14 protein-coding genes, 2 tRNA genes and 1 riboswitch are annotated in these 23438 nt (G+C 63.3%); of the genes, 6 read left to right on the top strand and 10 right to left on the bottom strand.

Annotated features, from left to right (window positions below):
- The first annotated feature begins 21 nt into the window (after nucleotides 1–21).
- Nucleotides 22–1848 (top strand): phosphoenolpyruvate carboxykinase (GTP), encoded by a 1827-nt coding sequence (locus tag BLW08_RS15025; protein WP_090824994.1) that lies wholly within the window; start codon nucleotides 22–24, stop codon nucleotides 1846–1848.
- A gap of 89 nt (nucleotides 1849–1937) precedes the next feature.
- Here the strand turns inward: BLW08_RS15025 and BLW08_RS15020 are convergent, their stop codons facing one another.
- The 4 genes from BLW08_RS15020 to BLW08_RS15005 form a co-directional block, all read right to left on the bottom strand.
- On the bottom strand, nucleotides 1938–3095 hold the full coding sequence (locus tag BLW08_RS15020; protein ID WP_091326086.1) for a globin domain-containing protein: 1158 nt from the start codon (nucleotides 3093–3095) through the stop codon (nucleotides 1938–1940).
- Nucleotides 3096–3243: 148 nt separating this feature from the next.
- Nucleotides 3244–3714, bottom strand: a complete 471-nt coding sequence (locus tag BLW08_RS15015; protein WP_091326084.1) for an RrF2 family transcriptional regulator — start codon at nucleotides 3712–3714, stop codon at nucleotides 3244–3246.
- A gap of 24 nt (nucleotides 3715–3738) precedes the next feature.
- Entirely contained in the window at nucleotides 3739–4194 is a 456-nt protein-coding gene (locus BLW08_RS15010; RefSeq protein ID WP_091326082.1) for a hypothetical protein, read from the bottom strand.
- Nucleotides 4195–4205: 11 nt separating this feature from the next.
- On the bottom strand, nucleotides 4206–5624 hold the full coding sequence (locus BLW08_RS15005; protein WP_090824988.1) for a phosphomannomutase/phosphoglucomutase: 1419 nt from the start codon (nucleotides 5622–5624) through the stop codon (nucleotides 4206–4208).
- 125 nt (nucleotides 5625–5749) lie between these two features.
- Here BLW08_RS15005 and BLW08_RS15000 point away from each other — a divergent pair, with 125 nt between their 5' ends.
- Together BLW08_RS15000 and BLW08_RS14995 are read left to right on the top strand one after the other, a co-directional pair.
- Nucleotides 5750–7915 (top strand): RecQ family ATP-dependent DNA helicase, encoded by a 2166-nt coding sequence (locus tag BLW08_RS15000; RefSeq protein ID WP_091326079.1) that lies wholly within the window; start codon nucleotides 5750–5752, stop codon nucleotides 7913–7915.
- 148 nt (nucleotides 7916–8063) lie between these two features.
- The gene (locus tag BLW08_RS14995; protein WP_091326077.1) at nucleotides 8064–9497 is read left to right on the top strand and encodes an MFS transporter; all 1434 of its coding nucleotides are present in this window, start codon (nucleotides 8064–8066) and stop codon (nucleotides 9495–9497) included.
- Nucleotides 9498–9535: 38 nt separating this feature from the next.
- On the opposite strand, the gene BLW08_RS14990 is transcribed toward BLW08_RS14995, so the two are convergent.
- Both BLW08_RS14990 and BLW08_RS14985 read right to left on the bottom strand, forming a co-directional pair.
- A tRNA-Ser gene (locus BLW08_RS14990) sits at nucleotides 9536–9623 on the bottom strand.
- A gap of 172 nt (nucleotides 9624–9795) precedes the next feature.
- The gene (locus tag BLW08_RS14985; RefSeq protein WP_091326075.1) at nucleotides 9796–12027 is read right to left on the bottom strand and encodes a prolyl oligopeptidase family serine peptidase; all 2232 of its coding nucleotides are present in this window, start codon (nucleotides 12025–12027) and stop codon (nucleotides 9796–9798) included.
- 60 nt (nucleotides 12028–12087) lie between these two features.
- On the opposite strand from BLW08_RS14985, the gene BLW08_RS14980 reads away from it, so the two are divergent.
- Both BLW08_RS14980 and cycA read left to right on the top strand, forming a co-directional pair.
- Nucleotides 12088–14025, top strand: a complete 1938-nt coding sequence (locus tag BLW08_RS14980) for an FAD/NAD(P)-binding protein (RefSeq protein ID WP_091326366.1) — start codon at nucleotides 12088–12090, stop codon at nucleotides 14023–14025.
- 74 nt (nucleotides 14026–14099) lie between these two features.
- A riboswitch (glycine riboswitch) is annotated at nucleotides 14100–14198 on the top strand.
- Nucleotides 14199–14342: 144 nt separating this feature from the next.
- Nucleotides 14343–15809: a D-serine/D-alanine/glycine transporter gene (gene cycA, locus BLW08_RS14975; protein WP_091326072.1), complete on the top strand. Its 1467-nt coding sequence runs from the start codon at nucleotides 14343–14345 to the stop codon at nucleotides 15807–15809.
- Nucleotides 15810–15889: 80 nt separating this feature from the next.
- Here the strand turns inward: cycA and BLW08_RS14970 are convergent, their stop codons facing one another.
- From BLW08_RS14970 to BLW08_RS14955, 4 genes are all read right to left on the bottom strand, one after another.
- Nucleotides 15890–20422 carry an ExeM/NucH family extracellular endonuclease gene (locus BLW08_RS14970; protein ID WP_091326071.1) on the bottom strand — a complete coding sequence of 1511 codons (4533 nt, stop codon included), beginning with the start codon at nucleotides 20420–20422 and terminating at the stop codon, nucleotides 15890–15892.
- 180 nt (nucleotides 20423–20602) lie between these two features.
- Complete coding sequence (locus tag BLW08_RS14965) at nucleotides 20603–21094, bottom strand: septum formation family protein (protein ID WP_175538721.1); 492 nt, start codon at nucleotides 21092–21094, stop codon at nucleotides 20603–20605.
- A 178-nt stretch (nucleotides 21095–21272) separates the two neighbouring features.
- Entirely contained in the window at nucleotides 21273–22058 is a 786-nt protein-coding gene (locus BLW08_RS14960; RefSeq protein ID WP_091326069.1) for a VOC family protein, read from the bottom strand.
- Nucleotides 22059–22247: 189 nt separating this feature from the next.
- Nucleotides 22248–22338: transfer RNA gene (locus BLW08_RS14955), tRNA-Ser, on the bottom strand.
- Nucleotides 22339–22439: 101 nt separating this feature from the next.
- On the opposite strand from BLW08_RS14955, the gene BLW08_RS14950 reads away from it, so the two are divergent.
- The gene (locus BLW08_RS14950) at nucleotides 22440–23423 is read left to right on the top strand and encodes an NAD(P)H-quinone oxidoreductase (RefSeq protein ID WP_091326067.1); all 984 of its coding nucleotides are present in this window, start codon (nucleotides 22440–22442) and stop codon (nucleotides 23421–23423) included.
- Nucleotides 23424–23438 lie beyond the last annotated feature (15 nt).

Here is a 23438-nt window from a genome sequence, read left to right as displayed (position 1 = left end):
AACCCGAGGAAGGGAACCGCAATGGGCGATCTGGCGCGACTGCCGCTGCTTGAGAAGGCACCTACTACGCATGCACGCCTGCTGGCCTGGGTTGAGGAAGTTGCCGAGCTGACTCAGCCGGACCGCATCCACTGGGTTGATGGCAGCGAAGCAGAAAACAAGAAACTCACCGACGAACTCGTTGAGGCCGGCACGCTTCAGCGGCTGAACCCGGAAACGTTCCCGAATTCCTTCGCGGCGTTCTCCGACCCCGCTGACGTTGCCCGCGTGGAAGAGCAGACCTTCATCTGCTCCGAGAACGAGCGCGATGCAGGCTTCACCAACAACTGGATGGCTCCGGCCGAGATGAAGCAGAAGCTGCGCGGACTCTTCGCCGGCTCCATGCGCGGCCGCACCATGTACGTCATTCCCTTCGTCATGGGTCACCTGGATGCTGAGGATCCGAAGTTTGGCGTCGAGATCACCGACTCCGCCTACGTTGTTGCCTCCATGCGCATCATGGCCCGTATCGGCACGGACGTCCTGGACCGCATCACCCAGACCGACGCCTTCTTCGTGCCCGCCCTCCACTCATTGGGCGCACCGTTGGAAGCCGGCCAGGCCGACGTCGCATGGCCGTGCAACACCGACAAGTGGATTGTGCACTTCCCTGAAGAGCGCTCCATCTGGTCTTTCGGCTCCGGCTACGGTGGAAACGCCCTCCTGGGCAAGAAGTGCTACGCGCTGCGCATCGCTTCGGTGATGGCACGCGACGAGGGCTGGCTTGCCGAGCACATGCTCATTCTCAAGCTGACCTCCCCCGAGCAGAAGACCTACTACGTCTCCGCTGCCTTCCCGTCCGCTTGCGGTAAGACCAACCTCGCGTTGCTGGACCCCACCATCAAGGGCTGGAAAGTTGAGACCCTGGGCGACGACATCACGTGGATGCGCTTCGGCAAGGAAGGCGAACTCCGCGCCGTCAACCCCGAGGCAGGACTCTTCGGCGTCGCACCGGGAACCGGCTGGGGCACCAACCCCAACGCCATGCGCGCCATCGCCAAGGGCAACAGCATCTTCACCAACGTCGCCTTGACCGATGACGGTGGCGTCTGGTGGGAAGGCATGACCGAGGAGACTCCGGCACACCTGACCGACTGGCGCGGTGAGTCCTGGACTCCGGACTCCGACGCCCCGGCCGCGCACCCGAACTCCCGATTCTGCACGCCGATCGACCAGATCGACATGCTGGCCGAGGAATACTTCAGCCCCGAAGGCGTGGAACTGTCCGCGATCCTTTTCGGCGGCCGCCGCAAGACAACCATCCCGCTGGTCACCGAGGCCCGCGACTGGTCCAACGGCATCTTCATGGGTTCCACGTTGTCCTCGGAAACCACGGCTGCTGCCGCCGGTGCCGTTGGCGTAGTCCGCCGCGATCCCATGGCGATGCTTCCGTTCATCGGCTACGACGCGGGTGACTACCTGAACCACTGGGTGAACCTGTCCGCCAAGGCCAACCCGGAGCGTCTGCCCAAGATCTTCCTGGTCAACTGGTTCCGTCGCACGGCTGAGGGCGGATTCGCCTGGCCTGGCTTCGGCGACAATGCCCGCGTCCTCAAGTGGGCTATCGAGCGCCTCGAGGGCAAGGCTGACGCTGTGGAAACTCCGATCGGCTTTGTTCCGACCGGTGAGTCCATCGACCTCGAAGGCCTGGACATGACTCCGGCTGAGGTTGAGTCGGCTGTTCGCGTCGACCCCGAAGAATGGGCAACCGAGCTGGCGTCCATCGAGGAATGGTTCGCCAACTTCGGCGAGTCCCTCCCGGCGGCACTGCAGTCCGAGCTGGACGGTCTCAAGACCCGTCTGGGCTAGACCCCTTAGGAACAACGGCGTTCTTAAGTGAACGACGACGGCCCGTCACCTTTCGATGAAAAGGTGGCGGGCCGCCGTCGTTCCTTGCCTTAGTTGGCGAGCCAAACGTCAGGACCGAAAACTTCGTAGTGGATTCGAGTGGCTGGAATCCCGGCGCTGATGGCTTCGTCCCGGATCTTCTTCATGAAGGGGAGCGGCCCGCACAGGTACAGCGAGGCATGTGCGGGCAGGTCCACTTCGCGCAGTGACATGAAGCCTTCCTTGGAGCCATGCTGGGGATTTTCCAGCCACAACTGCAGCTCGGCGTTGATTTTCACGGCGTCGGCTGTCATCTGGTCGCTCAGTGCCCAGTTCTCCATGGCCTTGTCAGCATGAAGGACCAGAACTTTGCGGCGCGTGCCGGATTCCGCGAGGGAGCGCAGGATCGACGCCGTGGGCGTGCAGCCAATACCCGCGGAAGCCAGGATGACGGGACCATCCCCTTCCCTGAGGGTGATCTCGCCGTAAGGGTTCGAGATCTCCAGAATGTCGCCAGGTTCGACGCCGGCGTGCAGGGCGGTGGACACCTCACCGCCGTCGTTGAGCTTGGTGGTGAACACGCGGCTGTTGCCGGCGGTGCTCGAGAGCGAATACTGGCGAACCTGGCGGAGGCCGTCCGGAAGTTGGACTTTGACGCTCACGTACTGACCGGGCTTTGCGTCTGTGACGGGGGTTTGGTCCGCGGGCTCCAAAGTGAAGGTCATGGCGTCCGTGCCTGCTGGTTGCTTGGCGGTGACACGCCACGGCATCCACAATTTGCTGTTCACCTGCGAGGCGTACAAGTCCTTTTCGAGCTTGATCAGGGCATCGGCCATGAGCCAGTAGACCTCAGTCCACGCTTCGGCGATTTCCGGGGTGATGACTTCAGCGAGGTCAGCTGTAATGGCGGCAAAGAGATGCTCATGGACCACGCCGTACTGCTCCTCCGTGATTCCCAGGGAAGCGTGCTTGTGCGCAATGCGGGACAGGACCTTTTCCGGGAGCGTGTCCGGATTATTCACCAAGTGTGTGGCGAAAGCGGCGATGCTTCCGGCAAGTGCGCGCTGCTGATCACCTGAACGCTGGTTGGAGCGGCTGAAGAGTCCGTCGAGTAACTCCGGGTGAGCGGCGAAGAGCCGGCTGTAGAAATCGGCGGTGATGGCGCCGATCCGCGAACCGACCAGGGGGAGGGTGGCTTCGATAATGGGGCGGGACTTTTCCGAGAGCATGGTTCTCCTGGGTGTAGGTGCCGGACCTGCTTGGCCGGGAAATCAACGGCAATGATCTGCTCGCTAAATATAAGCATTTGAAATGCATGTATTTACATCCCAATTTCTACACCCTGTAGAAGAGTTGTGCAAACTGGAGGAAGGCCGGCTAAGCCAGCCGCGCCGATGCCCTGAATTCCGGCCGGAGCCCGATGGATTGGAACACTGGGTTCATCTGGCGGGCATGGGGGAGGGAGGAGATGACCACGGAATCCAGCTCGCGGTAGAAGGCTTCCCTGGCGCGGTTCATTGCGTGGCGCAGCCCGCATTCAGTGATGAGCGGGCAATCCTTGGTGGGAGACTGGCACTCGGCTGGATCCTGCCGGCTGTCCAAGTGGCGCAGCACCTCGCCCACAGTGGCGCGTCGCCCGGAATCATTGAGCCGCGAACCGCCCAGCCGCCCACGTTCAACGTCGATGTAGCCCAACGCGCGCAGGCGAACCATCGCCTTGCTGACATGGTTGTACGGTGTCCCCACGGCATCGGCCACCGCCTGGGTGGTCAGCAACGTGCCCTCAGGAGCCGCAGCCAACACCATGATGGCGCGGAGGCTAACGTCTGCGAACGCGTTTATCTTCATGGGATCAGCTCACGGAGTAGGGGTCTAGTCCACCCAGATGGATGGCTCGTGGGTATCGGGTTCCATGGCAGCGAAGGTCAAACCATCGGCTGCTGGAACGTAGGGGATGATTGCAGCCCTGACACCGCCATCGCGATGCTCCGCTGCGCCGTGAATGCCGTCTGAGCCGTGTTCCGGCAGCGTGACGTCGCTGACGATTGCTATGGCTCGGAAATCGTCACGGCCTTGGCGAATCAGTTCGTGGAGGTCAGCCAGCATCTGCCCCGCATCTACCTGACCGTCTTCGTCTGGTTCGCCTGGAGTAACCATCACTATCCGGAGCTCGCCGTCGTTGGACAGGGTGATGCCGAAAGGAAAGAAGCCACCATTCTGTTGGATGTGCTCCTGCGCTGTCCCCAGGCCGGTCCCCAACGTTTCGCGGAGCTCACGGTCTTCAACTGATTCGCCCGGGATTGTCTCCGCGGCTGTCGGATCCGTCATACCTGCCAGCCCTATGCCCGGACCAGTGCGAGGACGCGGTCGCGGATCTTTTCCATGGTGGGCTGGTCCTTGGCTTCTGCGTTCAGGCGCAGGAAGGGCTCGGTGTTGGAGGGGCGCAGATTGAACCACCAGCTGCCGTCCTTGGCGGTGAAGGTGCTGCCGTCCATGTGGTCGATGTCGATGTCTTCGTTTTCGAAGTCCACGCGCACCCGCTCGACGGCGCCAACTTTGTCCTCGATCTCGGAGTTAATCTCACCGGAGGAGACGTAGGGCTCGTACTGGAGGCCCAGTTCGGAGAGCGGTCCGTCCTGCTCGCCAAGGGCGGCAAGGACGTGCATGGCAGCGAGCATTCCGGTGTCGGCGTTCCAGAAATCGCGGAAGTAGAAGTGGGCGGAGTGCTCACCGCCGAAGACGGCGCCTTCTTCGGCCATAACAGCCTTGATGAAGGAATGGCCCACGCGGGTCCGCACGGCACGGCCGCCGTCCTTCGCTACGAGCTCCGGCACTGCCTTGGAGGTCAGGAGGTTGTGGATGATCACAGGCGTTGCTTCACCTGCGGCCTGTGCGCGGGCGATCTCCCGGCGGGCCACCATTCCCGTGATGGCGGAAGGGGAAACGGGCTGGCCTTTTTCGTCAATGACGAAGCAGCGGTCAGCGTCGCCGTCGAACGCCAGTCCGATGTCCGCGCCGTGCTTGATGACAGCAGCCTGCAGGTCCCGCAGGTTTTCCGGCTCCAAGGGGTTGGCCGGGTGGTTGGGGAACGAGCCGTCCAGTTCAAAGTAGAGAGGAATGATATTGAACGGCAGCGCTGGGAGCAGCTTGTCGCCGAGGACCGCGGGGGTGGTCAGGCCGGCCATGCCATTGCCGGCGTCAACGACGATCTTCAACGGACGGGAGCCGGACAGATCCACCAGCTTGCGCAGGTACTCGGAGTAGTCCTTCAAGACGTCATGGACGCCGATCTCGCCGCGGGTGGCCGCTGCCGGGATGGTGCCTGAGTTCAGGTACTGCTCGGCGAGGGCCTGGATTTCTTTGAGGCCGGACTCCGAGGAGATGGGCTGGGCGCCGGCCTTGGCCATCTTGATGCCGTTGTATTCGGCCGGGTTGTGGCTTGCGGTGAACGTTGCACCGGCGGCATTCAGGGCGCCGCAGGCGTAGTAGAGCTCATCGGTGGAGATCAGGTCCAGCAGTTGGACGTTGGCCCCGCGGGTAGCTGCACCGTTGGCAAAGGCCTGGCTGAACTCCGGCGATGAGGGACGCATGTCCCCGCCAACAAGGACCGTCTCGCCTTCGAGGCCCAGGACGTCGATGAAGGCAGCCCCCACGGCCTCGACGATTTCAGCCGTGATGGATTCACCCACGATGCCCCTGACGTCATACGCCTTGAAGGATGCCGAGAGGTCGAATGTCTTGTTCTGCTCGCTAGTCACGCGCTCAATCCTACTGTGGCAACGCAATTGGGCATGAACCGGGCTATGGGTTATGTGGATAATCGCTGTCCACATAGCAGGGTCTGCGGGTTATGGCTGTCAGGGGCGGCTGGAATACTGGGGTGATGGCCAACAACTCCCCGAACTTTGCCGTTTCCGTGCAATCGCCTACCGAAGAGCAGGCCCTGGCGTGCCTGCGTGAGTTGGTGGGGCACCCCGAAGCCCGGTTCCACGACGGACAATATGAGGCCATTGAGGCGTTGGTGGATGCGGGCCGCAGGGCGTTGGTGGTCCAGCGCACGGGCTGGGGAAAGTCTGCAGTCTACTTCGTGGCGTCGTTGCTGTTGCGCCGGCGGGGAGCCGGGCCCACTCTCATCGTTTCTCCGCTGCTCGCGCTCATGCGGGACCAGGTGGCTGCGGCCGCCCGGGCAGGCGTACGGGCAGTAGCCATCAACTCGGCCAATGCCCTCGAATGGGACACCGTCCTGGCCCAACTGGCCGCAGACGAGGTTGATGTCCTCCTGGTGTCACCCGAGCGGCTCACCAACCCGTCCTTCCGGGAGAACCAGCTTCCGGAGCTCATCCGTCGGACAGGGCTCCTTGTTATTGACGAGGCCCACTGCATTTCTGACTGGGGACATGACTTCCGGCCCGACTACCGGCGCATCGCTGACCTCATTGCCCAACTGCCGGCATCGGTACCCGTCCTGGCCACCACGGCCACCGCCAATTCCCGTGTGGTCCATGACATCGAGGAACAACTCGGTGCCGGAGTGCTCACCATCCGTGGAGCACTGGGACGGGAATCCTTGCGTTTGGGCGTCCTGACACTGCCCGATTCACGCGACCGCCTGGGATGGCTGCTGACCCACTTGGCGGACATGCCCGGCAGCGGCATTATCTACACGCTGACCGTTTCCGCGGCCGAGGACACCGCGCGGCTCCTGGCAGAAGCCGGTCACAACGTCCTGTCCTACACGGGGCGGACAGACCCCGCAGACCGGGAACGCGCTGAACAACTTTTGAAGGACAACGAAGTGAAGGCCCTCGTGGCCACCTCAGCCTTGGGGATGGGATTCGACAAGCCGGACCTGGGATTCGTCATCCATCTGGGCGCGCCGTCTTCGCCCGTGGCCTATTACCAGCAGGTTGGCCGCGCAGGACGAGGAGCAGCGAACGCAGACGTTTTGCTGCTTCCCGGCTCCGAGGACCGTGAGATCTGGCAGTACTTCGCCACCGCTTCCATGCCTTCGGCCGAGAAGGCCGATGCCGTTCTGAGCGTCCTCGGGGAGGCCGGTGCAGCATTGTCTACCGTGGCCCTGGAAGCCAGGGTAGACCTCCGGCGCACCCCCTTGGAGCTTCTTCTTAAGGTCTTGGCCGTTGACGGAGCAGTAGAGCGGGTTGGTGGCGGGTGGCGATCAACAGGGCGGCCATGGATCTACGACGCCGAGCGCTACGCCCGCATCGCCGAAGCCCGGGTGGATGAGCAGGACTCCATGGTCATCTACCAGGACACTGCCGGCTGCCGCATGGAGTACATCACCTCGGTCCTGGACGACGAAACCGCAGCAGCCTGTGGACGCTGCGACAACTGCGCCGGCCGATGGTTCCCCGTGGACGTGGCTGCCGCGGCCGCCGACGCAGCGGGCCAGACTCTCCGGCGCGCGGGAATAGCCGTGGAACCGCGCCTCCAATGGCCCAGTGGCATGGACCGGCTCGGGGTAGCGGTCAAGGGAAAGATCAAGCCGGACCAAAGTGTTTCCGAAGGCCGGGTCCTTGCCAGGCTCACGGACTTGGGGTGGGGCGGTGCGCTCCGCGAGCTGTTCGCTGCGGGGGCGCCGGACCAAGCGGTAGACCCGGCAATGTTGCAGGCCTGTGTTCAAGTCCTGCGCGAATGGTCCGGTGCCGACGGTGGAACTCCGTGGAGCGGAGTTGGCCGTCCGGCAGCAGTTGTCAGCATTCCCTCGAGGAGTAAACCGCAGCTGGTGGAGTCGTTGGCACAGGGGATTGCCGGAATTGGACGCATGCCATACCTGGGGCAGCTGCAGCCCCAACACGGAGGACCGACGGGTGCCCGCGGGGGAAACAGTGCCTACAGGCTTGCCGGCGTCTGGGACAGGCTTGTAGTGGCTCCGGAACTTGCCCAGGCGCTGGCGGGTATCGGCGGCCAGCCGGTGCTGCTGGTGGACGACCTCGTTGACAGCCGGTGGACCATGACCATCTCTTCGCTGGCCTTGCGTCAGGCAGGAGTGGGGGCCGTTCTGCCCCTCGCGCTGGCCCAAGCAGGGTAGAAGCGGGGTACGCCGGGCACAACAACGCAGGGTAGGAGACTGGGCAGAACCACGTCATGTTGTGATCGCTCCCACGCGTCGTCTATAGGATCGAGCAAACACGCCTGCTGCATGCCGCGGGCCACCAGCCAGAACTTGGACCGGAGCCATGAGCACAAACCCCAGCACCACGGACGTCGATGCGGCCAACGAATCCAGCTGGCGTCCGCGCCTGGCACTGCTGGTGGCCGCAACATTCTTCATGGAGTTCCTGGACGGGACCATCCTCACCACAGCCATTCCCAGCATCGCTTCCGATTTCCGGGTGGCTCCGGCGGACATCAACATCACCATGACTGCCTATCTGGTGACGGTCGCCATGGGCATCCCGCTCAGCAGTTGGCTGGCTGAGCGGTTCGGCGCTCGCAGGATCTTCTGTCTTGCCATTTCAGTGTTCACCATCGCTTCCCTGCTGTGCGCAGTGAGCACCGACCTGACGATGCTGACGCTCAGCCGGGTAGCTCAGGGTATGGGCGGCGCCATGATGGTTCCCGTGGGCACGCTGGTGGTGTTGCGAGGCACCCCGAAGTCCGAGCTTCTCCGGGCCACCGCGTATCTGGTGTGGCCTGGCTTGCTGGCGCCGGTCCTGGCCCCAATGGTGGGCGGAGCCCTCACCACCTTCCTGTCCTGGCATTGGATCTTCCTCATCAACGTACCCTTGGGCCTGGCTGCGTTCATTGCCGCGCTGAGGCTGGTTCCGCGGACGCAGTTCGATTCCAAGCGCCGCCTTGACTGGTTCGGGCTCCTGCTGACCACTCTCGGTGTGGGCGCGTTGGTGGTGGGATTGGAAACCCTGGGTGGCCATGCCTCCAACGTGCTTGCCGTTGTGGTGGTGAGTGCCGGCGTGCTGTCCCTGGCCGGCGCTGTCTGGTGGATGAGTAAGGCAAGAGTGCCGCTGTTCAACCTCAGTGTCTTCGGGACCAGAACGTTCCGGGCGACGTCCACCGGCGGTTTCATTTACCGGCTGACCATCAGTTCAGTCCCCTTCCTGCTGCCCCTGATGTTCCAGGATGGCTTTGGCTGGGATCCTCTGAAGGCTGGTGTGATGGTCGCAGCGGTCTTTGTGGGCAACATCGGGATCAAGCCGGCCACCACGCCCCTGATCAGGCGTTTTGGATTCAAGCCCGTACTTGTCTTTGCCTCGTTCGCGTCGGCCGTGACGTTCGGGTTGTGCGCCTTCCTCGACGCCCAAACACCCGAGCCTCTGATCTTTGCCTTGCTGCTGTTCAGCGGTGCTTTCCGATCCATCGGATTCTCCGCCTATGCCTCCGTGCAATACGCAGACATCGTCCCGGCACAGTTGCCCTCGGCCAACGCGATCTCGGCAACACTTGTTCAGTTGGCGGCCGCGGCGGGGATCGCGGTGGGTGCCCTGTTCCTGCGCCTGTTTGAGAGCACCCATCTCTTGGGGGCGGACCAGGTGGCGGCCTACAAGGGGGCGTTCATCGCCATGGCTGTGCTCATGCTGATCAGCACTGTGGACAGCCTGATGCTTCACCGGCACGCCGGAGCTGAAGTCAGCGGTGGAGTGAAGCGCACTTAAACGCAAAAGGTCCCGGTTCGAAAACCGGGACCAATTCGCGGAGACGGGGGGATTTGAACCCCCGGTGGAGTTGTGCCCCACACTTCATTAGCAGTGAAGCCCATTCGGCCGCTCTGGCACGTCTCCAATTGCTATTGCTAGCCCACCAAGGATACGCAGAACCTACGGCCCAGCGCAAAACGCAGTTATTCTCCCGCCCATTTCGATGCTTCGCTGCGGGATGAGCCGTTCGCACGGGCGTCCACGCAGGGAACCATCGAATCGGAGCCCGGGAGAATTCGGGGCCCAGCAGAACCTGTCAGTTGCTCCCGGCCAGTGAACGCCACAGGAAGTGGTTGCTCCTGGCCTGCAGTGCGGCGGCCTGCCTGTTGTCCGATGCTCCGGCATGTCCGCCCTCAAGGGCCTCGTGGAACCAGACGTTGCGGATTCCCATGGCCTGCATGCGGGCCGCCATCTTGCGTGCCTGAACGGGTCCCACACGGTCATCGGACGTGGCAGTCCAGATGAAGGTCTCCGGATAATCCACGCCGTCGTGGAGCAGGTGGTACGGCGAGAAGGTGCTGATGAACTCCCACTGGGAAGGAACATCGGGGTCACCGTATTCGGCAATCCACGAATACCCTGCGGAAAGCCTGGTGTAGCGGCGCATGTCCAGGAGGGGTACCCCGCAGGAAACAGCGCCGAAGAGCTCGGGGTACTGGGTGAGCATGTTGCCCACCAGGAGGCCGCCGTTGGAGCCGCCTACGCAGCCCAACCGGCGTCGGCTGGTCACTCCACGGGAGATTAGATCCTTGGCCACCGCAGCGAAGTCCTCGTAGGCGCGGTGCCGGTTTTCCTGCAGGGCGGCGCGGTGCCAGGCCGGGCCGTATTCGCCGCCGCCGCGGATGTTGGCCACAACGTAGACGCCACCACGTGAGTGTGACTCTGTGCCGTCGTCGGACGCGGCGCCCAGAGTGCGGCGTTCCAGCCAGGCCCGTCCTACCGACCCGCTGTAAGCGGGCGTGCGGGAAATCTCGCAGCCCCCGTATCCGGAGAGCTGGGTGGGGTTCTGGCCGTCAAGAACCAGATCCTTGGATGCCACTTGGAAGTACGGAACCTTGGTGCCGTCAGCAGAGACGGCGAAGTGCTGTTGGACCTCGTACCCGGCTTCGTTGAAGAACGACGGCGATCGCTTCACCACTGCGTGCTGGCTGGCCACGCCGCTGGACTGCTCATCCGGATCGCGGCCCAACGTTCCCCGTGTCAGGGTGGTGGGCGTGGTGAAACCGGTTGCGACCAGCCAGAAGTCGTTGCCGGCAGGGCCCAGGTCCTCGTCGTCCACGGCGTAAGCATTGACGTCGTGCAAGGGAGGGCAGGCGTCCAGCACAGTGGATGCCCATCCGCCGTCAGGATCGGGAACGGACGGATCCAGCACCCGGATCTCGGAGGACACATCCCGGAGGAGGTTCAGCAGCAGGTAGTCCTTGGTCCAGCTCCAGGACTGCAGGGAGGTGTGGGCATCGGGGGCAAACAGCACCAGCAATGACCTGGTCCCGGCCAGGTAAGAGTCGAAGCCGGCGGCCAGCAAGGAGCCTGCAGGGTGGACAACGCCGTCAACTTCCCAGTCCTTCTGCGGACGGAACAGCAGCCAGTCACGGTGGGCGCTGATGTTCACGTCCGTGGGAACGTCGATGGCCACCCACGAATCCTCGCGCAGCAGCCAGGTGCTCCGGTTGTAGAAGTCGATGTAATCAACAGCGAAAGTACGCTCGAATCCGGGCGTCGAATCGTGGGCCACCATGGCCAGCATGTGGTCCTCGGGGATTTCGAAGAGCCGTTCAGCGTCGGCAAGGGATTGGCCGCGGCGAAGCTTCACGCCCGTCCGTGCGTAGGAGGAGCTGGTGGCGGGCAGACCTTCGGCAGTGCTGGACACCAGCAGGGTGTCGGCGTCGAGCCAGCTGACGTTGCCCTTTGCGGTGGGAAGGTCGAAGCCGCCGTCCACAAAGGTGCGGGACTCGACGTCGAACTCGCGGTGGCGGTCAGCGTCGCCGCCGTCGGGGGAGAGCGAAACCATGGCGAGGCGGTATTCGTTGCCGTCAGAAGGGCGGAGGAATCCTGCGCCGTGGAAAACCCATTCAACACCTTCGGCGGCGGCGAGTTCATCGATGTCCAGCAGCACGTCCCAGACGGGTTCGTCGGAGAGATAGCTGTCCCACGAAGTCCGGCGCCAGAGCCCTTTGGGGTGGTCCTGGTCCTTCCAGAAGTTGTAGTAGTAGTCTCCGCGCTTGTTGACCATGGCGATGCGGTCAGTGGAATCGAGGACCTCCAGGATGCCGGCCTCGACGGCCTCGTACTCGGCATCCTGCAGCAAATCCTCGGTGCGCGCGTTCTGCTCGCGGACCCACGCCAGCTGTTCCTCGCCGTGGATGTCTTCGAGCCATACGTTTTCATCCGTGGGTTCGGGCGCGACATCCGCTGCGTGGCGCGGCCCGGAGGCCGTCGCGGTGTCATTCCGGCGAAGGGGCGTCTGATCAGCTTCTGTGGTGGTCATGGCCCCATCCAAGCAACAGTGTTCAACGGTAAGCAAGTCACGCAGAAGTTAGGCTTGAGCGTGGCTACATCCCAAACCAACCGTGTTGCCCTGCTGGGGGCAGGCCCTCGGGGCACCAGCGTCCTTGAGCGGTTGCTCGCGAATTGGGCGGCGGAGCGCGTTGAAGGCAGCACGCTGCGTATTGACGTCGTGGACCCTTACCCGGCGGGTTCAGGCCACGTGTGGCAGCCGGAGCAGTCACGCCTCTATTTGATGAACACTCAGTCGTTTTACCCGACGCTTATCCCCGAGGACCCCAGGCTCGCACCGCCGCTGGCGGGTGGTTCGTTCGATCAATGGCGCGAGGCCCGGCGTCGTGATGGCGTGGGACTCAACGACGCCGAAAAGGCGGAGCTGGCGACGCTCGAGTCAGTTAACTTCCCCAGCCGTGCGCTCTACGGGCGCTACTTGCGCCAAACCCTGGAAGGGTTGCTGGAACGGCTGCCCGACGGCGTCGAGGTCGCCTTCCACCGGACGCTCGCCGTTGCTGCGCGTCCCGTTGCGGAGGGGTTCGACGTCGAACTCGCCAGCGGCGCGACGCTCACCGTCGGTTCCGTGGTCCTGGCGCTGGGCCACATCGAGTCGCGGTTGAATCCCGAGCAGCGGTCCTTTAAGAGGGCGGCCGATGAGCAGGGTTTGCTGTATTTCCCTCCGGCGCCACCGGCGGACGTGAACTGGCAGGGTGTGCCGGACAATGAGCCCGTGCTGGTCCGGGGCATGGGTTTGAATTTCTTCGACGTCATGGGCCAACTCACGGAAGGTCGCGGCGGAAAGTTCGTTGAGGCAGGCTCGCCGGGGGCAGGTGTCCTGGAGTACCGGGCGTCGGGTCGGGAGCCCAGGATTATCGCTGCCTCCCGCCGTGGCACGCCCTACCGGGCCAAGGCAGGGCTGGCAGGCTACTACCCCAGCAGCATCACCATGCGTTACTTGACCGAGGACGCCGTGGACCGGTTCCGGGCGGCCGGAATCCAACCCGGCTTCGATCACGACCTCTGGCCCCTCCTGCACCGCGACGCGCTGTGGGCCTACTATTCCACCCTGGCCCGGTCCCAACCCGCGGCCATCAAGGACCCGGCGCAGTTCCTTGCGGATCTGGAGGACGCCCTCCAACCACATGCGCATACCACCGCGAAATGGGAAAGCGATGTGGGAGACCTTGTTGAAAAGCACGTCGTCGCCTCCCGCCGGCTGAATCTCCGTGGCCTTGCCGCGCCGCTGGCCGGCCGGTCCTTCGCATCCCGGCGTGAGCTGGATGCGGCCATCACGGCGTACCTGGATGATGATGCGCGGCGATCGGCTTTGGGCGAAGCGGACCCCGTCAAGATGGCCATTGGTGCCCTCCATACCGGCCGGGCAATCCTCAAATCCGTGGTGGCTGACGGTGGTATCACCGACGAATCGTGGCTGGCAGGGCTGCGCGGCTGGTTCGAATCCTTCGTCGAAGGTCTGGCCAGCGGGGCGCCTGCGCTGCGTTCGGAACAGCTGGCCGCTTTGGCTCGTGCCGGCGTCGTAAGTTTTGTTGGACCGGACCCGAAATTCAGTGTGGACCGGGGCGCCAAGGTGTTCCGGGCCGTTTCGCCGTGGGTGGATGATGCGCCCGTTGAAGCCCGGACTTTGATTGAGGCGATGTCTCCCGCCAACCGCGTGGGCATCAACCTCTCGCCGTTGCTGGAGCAGCTCATGGCGGACGGGCTGGTGCGAACCAAGATCATGATGGGTGCCGAGGGCACGCCGATGCAGACCACTGGTCTGGATGTTGAACCGCACCCGTACCGGCCCTTGGCGGCCAACGGATCGGTCACCGAAAGAATGTACGTTCTGGGTCTTCAGTTGTCCGCCTCGCAGTGGGGAACAGCCATTGCTGCGGAAGCGAAACCCCGCACCGGGCCAGCCTACGCCAGCGGACAGCGGACCCTCCGCGATGCTGATGAGATTGCCCGTAGCATTCTGGCGCGGTAGCTCCACGGGGTTGCGGACCTGCCCCGCCTTCGTTACTGTGTGAGCTGCATCACCCCGTAGGTGGTGCGCGCTTTTGATCCGCGGCGGGAGAGTCCTGCCGGTACATCCCTTCAGGCGCCGTAGGAGCAAATCCTCCCCAGGAATCTCTCAGGCCCATGTACCGCCGCGACGAGGCAACTCTGGAAAGCAGCCCGGAACGCCGGGCTCACCGAAGGTGCAAGCAGGTCCATGCCTGCGGAAACTCTCAGGTCCATCTACAGAGCGGGGAGGAACCCGAATCTTGTGGCACCCTGTGCCGCCTGAACGATGGAGTTCCTTTGACGATTCAGCGCCCACCTTCCACTGGTAACGATTCACCGCATCTTGAGCGTCAGCTCAGCAACCGCCACATCCAGCTCATCGCCATCGGCGGAGCAATTGGAACAGGCCTCTTCATGGGTTCCGGCAAGACCATTTCCGCGGCCGGACCCTCAGTCATTTTCGTGTACATGATCATCGGCTTCATGCTGTTCTTCGTCATGCGTGCCATGGGCGAACTGCTGTTGTCCAACCTGAACTACAAGTCCTTCAGCGACTTCGCGGCAGACCTCCTGGGTCCTTGGGCCGGCTTCTTCACCGGCTGGACGTATTGGTTCTGCTGGGTGATTACTGGCATCGCGGACGTCATTGCGATCGCCGGCTACTCGCAGGAACTGTGGCCCTCGCTGCCGCTGTGGGTGCCGGGCCTGATCACCATCGGCATCCTTCTGCTCCTGAACCTGGCCACGGTGAAAGCATTCGGGGAGACCGAGTTCTGGTTTGCCCTCATCAAGATCGTGGCCATCGCGGCGCTCATCATCGTTGGCCTGTTCATGATTTTCAGCGGCTTCCAGTCCGAGGCCGGACCGGCCAGCTTCACCAACCTGTGGAGCCATGGCGGTTTCTTCCCCAACGAGTTCATGGGCTTTGTTGCCGGCTTCCAGATTGCCGTCTTCGCCTTCGTGGGCATCGAACTGGTGGGCACCACCGCTGCCGAGGCCAAGGATCCGGAGAAGAACCTGCCCAAGGCCATCAACTCGATTCCCATCCGCGTGCTCCTCTTCTACGTAGGTGCCCTCATCATCCTGATGTCGGTCACCCCTTGGACCCAGTTCGCTGCCGGACACAGCCCCTTCATTGCCATGTTCTCGCTGGCCGGCCTGGGGGCGGCAGCAACCATCGTCAACCTGGTGGTGCTGACGTCCGCCATGTCGTCGGCCAACTCGGGGATTTACTCCACGTCCCGCATGGTGTTCGGACTCGCCCAGGAAGGCGACGCTCCCAAGGTGTTCGGCGCCCTCTCCGGACGCAAAGTACCCCGCAATGCCCTGTTCCTGTCCTGCGTGCTGTTGCTGTCCGGCGTCGTCCTCATGTATGCCGGCCAGGACGTCGGCAAGGCCTTCGACATGGTGACCACGGTGTCTGCTGTGTGCTTCGTCTTCGTGTGGTCGATCATCCTGGCCAGCTATCTGGCTTTCCGGAAGCGTCGCCCGCACCTGCATGATTCTTCGGCGTTCAAGATGCCCGGTGGCGTGGTGATGGTGTGGGTGGTGTTCGCGTTCTTTGCCTTCGTGCTCTGGGCGCTGACCACCCAACCGGACACGTTGACGGCGCTCCTGGCTACGCCAGTGTGGTTCGTGATCCTTGGAGTCGCCTGGCTGATCCTCCGCCGCCGTCCGGCGCACCTGGCGCGGTACGCCGCCTTCCAAGCGGAGCTCCAGCGTGACGCCGACAGGGTCCGGGAGCCGGAACCCGCGAACAAGTAACTGTTCCCCACAGCACAAGCAGGGCCCCTCACGAAGGAACATCGTGAGGGGCCCTGCCCTGTTATGTCACAGTGAGGCTATTAGCCCCTCAAGCATTTCTGGTACTCCAACCATGCGAAGGCGTACCGCAGCCAGCCCACGATGTCGTACCACTTGGACGGCTTCACCGGGGGAGTACACTGCGGCGGGTTCGGGCCGCTTTCAGCCACCTTCACCAGGGCCTTCACCACCGTCCCGGATTCGACGGCGGTCAGCACCAGGGTGCCCGTGCCTGCAGAGGCCGCTGCGGGAACCTTGAGGTTCACCGTGGCCGCACCAGCTGTGACCGGGACGGAACCCAGTGCAACAGCCGCGCCCTTGCTGTCTACGAAGACGGCATTGAGCGATGCGTTTGCCGGGCTTCCGATGGAGGTCAGGTTGAGCTTGGAGACGGCCAGCGTGATGGACTCTCCGGGCTTGACCTCAGCCGCCGTGGAGTTGGCCACGGCAACGGAACGGCGCGCGAAGTCCGGGGACACGGGCTTGTGCGCCTGCAGGTACTTGATCCACGCGTCGCGGTCCACCAGGCCGGTGTCCTTGGTGTTGCTGCCTTCTTTGAAGACCCGGAAGTTGTCACCGCCGGTAGCAAGGAAGCTGAAGGTGCCGATCCTGTACTGCCTGGCTGGATCAATCACTGCACCGTTGACCCAGATGCCGGTGATCCGGTCACCCGCCGGGCGTGCGGCGTCGTAGGTGTAGTTGACGTTCTTGGATAGCCCCAGTTGCTGGTACGGGCGGCTGGGAACGGTGCCGTCCGGGTTGGTCTGCCACTGCTGCTCCAAGAGCGTCTTGACCTGCGCGCCCGTCAGGGACGTGGTCCAGAGGTTGTTCACGAACGGCAGGACCGCGTTGGCCTCGGCGTACGTGATGGTCCCGTCCGGTGCGTAGTAGAGCTCGTTGCGCAGGCCGCCGGGGTTGACGACGCCGATCTCCGCCGCTCCCAGTTCAGGCGCCTTGAGCGTGTCAACCAGAGAGTCCGCCACGAGGTTGCCCAGGGTGGACTCGCTCGCGCGGTCGTCCCGCTTGGGGGCGCCGCCGGCGGGGTCCGGGGTGAAGGCGGTAGTGATATCAGCCGTCATTGCACCCACCGGCTGGTTGCCGATCTCTGCAGCCTGGGCGAGGGCCTTGTCCACGATCGTCTTCACTGCCGCCACCCGCGGGTAGGCAGCAACAAGGCTTTCGGCGGTCTCGGTGGTCCGGTCCACCACGGCGGCCTTGTAGGCAGTCACTGTTTTGCTTGCCGTGTCCACCGTAAGGGTCACGCTGCCCACGTTCTCGCCATAGTTGCCGGTCTGGACGATGGGCCGGGTCTTGCCGGTGGGCTGGCCGTTGGCATCGAGGATCGGGGCGTCCCAGGCGTACTCCTTATGGGTGTGCCCGGTGAAGATCGCGGCGACGTCAGGAGTGGTTTGGTTGACGAGCTTGGCGAACGGTCCACCTGCAGCGACTTCCTGCTCCAACGTGGCACCCTCGGGGGTGCCGGAAGCGGCGCCGTCGTGGTTTTCCACGATGATGAGGTCGGCCAGGTTTTCAGCTTTGATCTTCACGGCCACCCGGTTGATGGCCTCCACAGGATCGCCGAACTCAAGGTCGGTAATTCCGGCCGGGGTTACCAATGACGGAACTTCCTGGGTGACGGTACCGATCACGGCTACCCGCATGCCGTTCATGTCCAGGACCTTGTACTCCGGCAGGACAGGAGTGGTGGTGCCCTTCTGGTAAACGTTGGCACCCAGGTAGGCGAACTTCGCGTTGCTCCCGCCGGCAACAACGCGATCCCGCAGGTCCGCCCAGCCGCCGTCGAACTCGTGGTTGCCTACGGCGGAGGCCTGCAGGTCAAGGGCATTCAGGACATCGATGGTGGGCTGGTCCTTCGCTACGGAGGAAGCGAAGAGGGAAGCGCCGATGTTGTCACCGGCGGAAATGAAGGCCGTAGCGCCGGGGGCAGCTGCCGCGCGGAGCTTCTCAACTGTTCCGGCGAAGAGGACCGTGTTCGAGTCGATGCGGCCGTGGAAGTCGTTGATACCCAGGAACTGCAGGTCAACTGTGGCAGCTTCGTCGGCAGTCAGGTTCAGGCCCACCACCACGGGATCGTGGTCGCTGGCACGGAACTCGTCCGCGGCATAGTAGTTGGTCACATTGTTGTTATACCTGCTGTATTCCAGCGCCACGGACTCCACGGAGTTGATGTTCCAGATGTCGGTTCCGGTCACCACTTTGTGGGCTGCGGGTGAGGCCAGGATGTGGTCCAGGGAACCCACCATGCCACCAAACAGGTAGGAGTGCTTGCCGGTACCCACTTCCAGGTCCGTGTAGCCGGCGCCCGTGAGGACGTTGATGGGATCTTCCTTGGAGTAGGCGTTGAAATCACCGATCAGGAAGACCTTGTCCGTTCCCTTCGAAGCTTGAAGGTCCTTGGAGAAGGCCAGCAGCGATTCGGCCTGCTTGGTGCGGGCAATGTTCGAGGCGCCCTGACCCTTGTCCGTGTCATCCGGTGTTGCAGCGGAGCCCTTGGACTTGAAGTGGTTCACGATCGCGATGAACTTCTTGTCATCGTTCCCGCCCACCGGCTTGAAAACCTGGGCCAGCGGCTTGCGGGCACTTGCGAAAGCCACGGTGTCGTTGTGGATGATGGACTCGCCCACGGGCTCGGCCACAGCCTTCTTGTAGATGAACGCCGTACGGATCATGTCTTCATCGCTCAACGGGGGAGCGTTTGCGGGGGTCCGCACGTAGTCCCAAACACCTGGTGTCTTGACGTTGAGTGCTTCCACCAGCTTGGACAAGGCGTCGTCGCGGTTCTTCCCGAACTGGGCCGAGTTCTCGATCTCCTCAAGGGAAACGACGTCGGCGCCGGACTTGGTGATGGCGGCCACGATCTTGCTCTGCTGGCGCTCAAAATTCTCTGCGTTGGCAGCGCCGCGGGCGTTGCAGCCCTCCTTGACCGTAATCGGGTTGCCGTCGCGGTCGGTGTAGAAGACGCACCCGGCCAGTTGGTCGCCGGTGGTGGGGAAGTAATTCAGCACGTTGAAGGAAGCCAGCTTGAGGCTGCCCCCAACGTCAGCGGGACCCTCTGGCCGGGAAGCGGTGAAGCGTGCGGGCTGGACAGTTTCAGCGTTGCTGGGGCTCAGCGCCGTGAGGGGCTGAAACTTCCACGAGTTGTTGCCGTAGCCCAGGATGACATCGGTCCGGAACGTCGCGGGCGAGCCCACGCGAACGGGGTCCGACTGTGTCAGATAGGGCAGCTGCTGGGCTTTGGTGGTGGCGTCCTTGAGGAAGTTCGTGGAGGCGCCGTCGTCGAGCTTGATCCCGCGCAGCGCGTTGTCGGCAACCACCGCGGCGTACTCCGGCGAGCCGTAGGAGGCTACCGCCGTCGGCTGAACCAAAGGCGAGGTACCGGCCGCCAGACCGATCTCACCGTACTGGTTCAGGGAGTAGTTGTCCGTGACCGTGAAGTCACCCTGAGGCGACACGAGCATGCCTTCGAGGCTTTCACGGGCGGCCTCGTTGGCCGGCAAACTGAACGGGGTGGACTTGACCTCGGGCGCGGCCTCGGTGAGCTTCTTGAACCCGGCAGCCTCGACAGTGAGCTGCGTTTGGTTGGCGAACTCGCTGACAGCACCGGTGAGTTCCACATAGTCGCCTGGCTGGACCGTTCCCGACGTGGTGGGTGAATAGACGAACACAGCGTCCGACGCCGTCCTGGCTGCCCCGGCGGTATCGCCGCCGCTTCCGGGGGTCTGGATGTAATAACCGTTGAAGCCGCCGGTTGCGTAGACGGCAGTGACCTTGCCGCGTGTTGTCACGGTACTTCCGACGAACGGGCTGGCCGTACCGGTTCCCTGGATTTCGGCGATGGCCTTGACGCCGGGCTCCGGCTCAGGATCGATGGGCGGGGTTACGCCGCCGGACGGTGTGGGGGTGATGGTGGCGCTGAGACTGAAGTCGGCGGCGTTGGAGTCTGTGTCTGCGCCGTTGGTGCGGTTGAGGCTTTTCACGTCCGCGTTGCCCGTCGGTGCCGTGGCAACGGCCGTCTCAAACGTGTTGGAGGTGCCGTATCCCAGGAGGTCGGCGATGGCAGCGTTGGCCGTTACTGAGCCTGCAGGGAGCGGCGAAACCGCCGTGCCCTGTTTGGCCAGGATGAGGGTGCCGGTGGTGCCGCTGGGGTTCAGTGTGCCGGTTGCCTGGACATCGGGTGTCGGCAGCGCCGGCGCGGTGGAGGTTCCGCTGTTGGTGGCCCCTTGAACAAGGAAGTAGCCCTTGGCGGGGATGCTTCCGTTCAGGGGCGTGATGCCGGTGGGGGCCGCGGTAGCCGTACCGGAGCGGTACTGCAAAGACCATCCGGCCAGGCTGACCGGCGCGTCCGAGGAGTTGTACAGCTCCACGAACTTGTTCTTGAAGGCGGCGCCGCTGCTGCCACCGCTGAGGTAGGCCTCGTTGATCACCACCGGCGAGGTGCCTGCCAGCGTGGCGGGCTGGTCCGCCGCCATGGCCGGAACAGCTGTCAGCGGGGCTGCGAGCAACCCAGCTGACAGGACTGTTCCCGCTAATAATTTCCAGTGTTGTTGGTGCATCCGCTCTAACTTTCATTAGGGAGCCCTGTGGGGCCCTGTGGACGACGCCCACTCTCTTGTGAAATGGACGCTGTTCCGGAAGTTACTCCGGGGTAAACCTGTAGCTGGGGCATAGCTGAACACGATGGAATGAATGGGAGGTGGACCGGTGGTGGCCGCAGGGTTCCGGCAAGGCCGGGGCTACCTGGCCGCGCCCTTAAGTGTTCCGGTGATGGAGGCGCCGGAAGTCCCTCCCGCAAGGCAAACGATCTCGCGGTCCCCGGCCGACCACGTTTCCCGGGAGGGATGGAAATACATCATTTCCAGCACGGATTCATCGAAGGCTTTGCCCACGAACGTGGCGAACTCGGCCACACAGTATTCCTCGGATCGGGTCACCAGGGCGGAGTCGCCGGGGTACGACGAATCCTCCAGGTCCTTGGTGGCAAATGCTTCGAGATCGTGGCCCTGATCGCACGGAATGACGGACACGTTGCGGAATTGCTCACCCTTCGGTTGCGCAATGCAGTCGCCGATTTTCACCTTGAAGACGTCCGCCACTGAAGACTCTGTGGGCTTGCCGGATTCGTCACGTTTGGCATCGCCACTGCTGATGAGGGAGCAACCCGCCAGAGCAATGGACACACAGCACAGCGCAGCGGCAGCCCTCAAGCTTTTTGAAAGGTGGAGCATTCTGGTCCTCATTCCCAGAAGGACCACAGTAAGCCGGACGAAGAGCCGGTCCTGCGATCAACAACGAGGGACCGGACAGGAGTCGCCGCCGGCAGATCCCCCAACGCCGGCAACGAGCGGATCCGTGCGGCCGCCCCTGGGTGGGAGGCGGCCGGACGTGACCCGGATTCGTGAAAGTCTAAGCCGTCTGGCCCAAGTCCTGGATCACCTTGAAGACTGCGCCAGTGGGATCCGACAGAGTGGCCAGGCGCCCGAACGGTGTGTCCTCTGCTGGCTGCATGACAGTTGCGCCCAACGCTGTGGCTTGCTCCACGGTTGCGTCCGTGTCCTCTACCGCGAAGTAGACGCTCCACATGGATGGCACTTGCTCGGGCAGGAAACCGGAGGCATCCATAATGCCGGCTTTGGCGTCGTCGCCCGCGCCCAGAGTGGTGTAGCGGAATTCCGGAGTGTCGCTCATGACGTCCGTGTTCCAGCCGAAGACCTTCTGATAAAAGCCGACGGCAGACTCATAGTCCTTGGAAAGAAGTTCGTGCCACGCGGGTGCACCGGGTTCAGCGGCGACTTCGAAGCCCTTCATGTCACCAAACTGCCAGGCGCCGATGGAGGCCCCGGAGGAGTCGCCGTACATTGCCATGCTGCCTTGCTCGGGAACCTCCATGGGCTCCAGGTAAACCTGGCCGCCGTTGGCGGCAGCTGCCGCAGTGGTCGCCTGGATATCGTCCGTGCGCAGGTAGGTGGACCAGATATCCGGCATGGCACCCATGTCAGCCTGCTTCGCCATGATGCCGGCAACCATCCGGCCATCCTTGGAGGCGGTGATGTAACCGCCGTACTTTTCCTCGTCCCCGGTCTGGTACGTCCACCCGAATAGGGCAGTGTAGAAAGCCTTGGCCTTCTCAGTATCGGACGTCATCAGATCAATCCAGCACGGTGCGCCAAGGGTGATTTCAGGCGTGGGCATAGGTCAGGCTCCTGTGGTTGTTCCGCGGTGAAAGCCACGGCTGATGTCAGTGGTGTGGAGACAGACAGAACACTATGCGGGGGGTCTGACACTTTCAATGATCTTCCGGGTGTCAGTTCTCAGTTCCGCGGAGGGGCGCGGTCTGCGGACACAAAAATGCCCCGGGTCCTGGAACCCGGGGCATCTCTTTGGCGGAAGGTAAGGGATTTGAACCCTTGGTACGGGGTTACCGCACACTGGTTTTCAAGACCAGCTCCTTAGGCCGCTCGGACAACCTTCCTCGCCTAGTAGTGTTTCATAGGGAGTTGGCTGTTCCAAAACATCACGTCTTCCAGCCCCTGCCCCGGGTCTGGAAGACAAGCAAGAAACCGGGAGTTCGTCATGAAAGCCGTCTACATTTCAGAGCCAGGCGGGCCCGAAGTCCTCGAAATCCGCGAGGTCGCTTCTCCAGTGCCCGGCGAAGGCGAGGTGCTGATCGACGTCGTGGCTGCGGGGTTGAACCGTGCGGACGTCCAGCAGCGGAGAGGGTTCTACCCGCCACCCCCGGGCGCATCGGAAGTACCAGGCCTGGAGGTTTCCGGCCGCATTGCGGCCTTTGGTCCAGGCGTCACCAAAGCCTTCTCCGTGGGAGACAAAGTGGTGGCATTGTTGTCCGGCGGTGGCTACGCCCAGCAGGTGGCAGTCCCCGCGGAGCAAGTACTGAGGGTTCCCGACGGCGTGGACCTGATCACAGCTGCTTCCCTGCCCGAAGTTGCGGCCACGGTGTACTCAAACCTCATCATGACGGCGCAGCTGCAACCCGGAGAGACGGTGCTCATTCACGGGGCAACCGGCGGCATCGGCACCATGGCCATCCAGTTGGCCAAGGCGTACGGCGCCACAGTGGCCACCACAGCCGGTACTGACGAAAAAGTCGGTACCGCCAAGGCCTTCCTCGGCGCCGACATCGCCATCAACTACACCGACGAGGACTTCGTCGAAAGCCTCAAAGCCCACAACGGAGGCAAAGGCGCGGACGTGATCCTCGACGTCGTGGGTGCCAAGTATCTTGAACAGAACGTTGACGCCCTTGCCGACTACGGCCGGCTGATCATCATCGGCCTGCAGGGCGGCACCAAGGCTGAGATCAACCTTGGCCAGCTCCTCAGCAAACGCGCTGCAGTCATCGGCACCGCCCTGAGGCCGCGCCCGGTCTCCGAGAAAGGCATCATCATGTCCGCCGTGCGCGAGTCGGTGTGGCCCATGATTACCGACGGAAGGATCAGGCCGTTGGTGGCCAAGTCCTTCCCGCTGGACCAGGTCCGGGAAGCGCACCAGTACTTTGATTCCGGTGAGCACGTGGGCAAGGTCCTGCTGCTCCTCTGATCCGTCCGACCAACC

Origin of the sequence: Arthrobacter sp. cf158 (assembly GCF_900106835.1) — a bacterium.
Taxonomy (GTDB): Bacteria; Actinomycetota; Actinomycetes; order Actinomycetales; family Micrococcaceae; genus Arthrobacter.
The sequence above is the reverse complement of the archived record's forward strand: the minus strand, read 5'-3'. Positions and strand labels throughout refer to the sequence as shown.

Excerpts from the sequence above, each read along its gene's own strand:
- BLW08_RS15025 (WP_090824994.1), top strand. The coding sequence starts at position 22 with ATGGGCGATCTGGCGCGACTGCCGCTGCTTGAGAAGGCACCTACTACG.
- BLW08_RS15020 (WP_091326086.1), bottom strand. The coding sequence starts at position 3,095 with ATGCTCTCGGAAAAGTCCCGCCCCATTATCGAAGCCACCCTCCCCCTG.
- BLW08_RS15015 (WP_091326084.1), bottom strand. The coding sequence starts at position 3,714 with ATGAAGATAAACGCGTTCGCAGACGTTAGCCTCCGCGCCATCATGGTG.
- BLW08_RS15010 (WP_091326082.1), bottom strand. The coding sequence starts at position 4,194 with ATGACGGATCCGACAGCCGCGGAGACAATCCCGGGCGAATCAGTTGAA.
- BLW08_RS15000 (WP_091326079.1), top strand. The coding sequence starts at position 5,750 with ATGGCCAACAACTCCCCGAACTTTGCCGTTTCCGTGCAATCGCCTACC.
- BLW08_RS14995 (WP_091326077.1), top strand. The coding sequence starts at position 8,064 with ATGAGCACAAACCCCAGCACCACGGACGTCGATGCGGCCAACGAATCC.
- BLW08_RS14985 (WP_091326075.1), bottom strand. The coding sequence starts at position 12,027 with ATGACCACCACAGAAGCTGATCAGACGCCCCTTCGCCGGAATGACACC.
- BLW08_RS14970 (WP_091326071.1), bottom strand. The coding sequence starts at position 20,422 with ATGCACCAACAACACTGGAAATTATTAGCGGGAACAGTCCTGTCAGCT.
- BLW08_RS14965 (WP_175538721.1), bottom strand. The coding sequence starts at position 21,094 with ATGCTCCACCTTTCAAAAAGCTTGAGGGCTGCCGCTGCGCTGTGCTGT.
- BLW08_RS14960 (WP_091326069.1), bottom strand. The coding sequence starts at position 22,058 with ATGCCCACGCCTGAAATCACCCTTGGCGCACCGTGCTGGATTGATCTG.
- BLW08_RS14950 (WP_091326067.1), top strand. The coding sequence starts at position 22,440 with ATGAAAGCCGTCTACATTTCAGAGCCAGGCGGGCCCGAAGTCCTCGAA.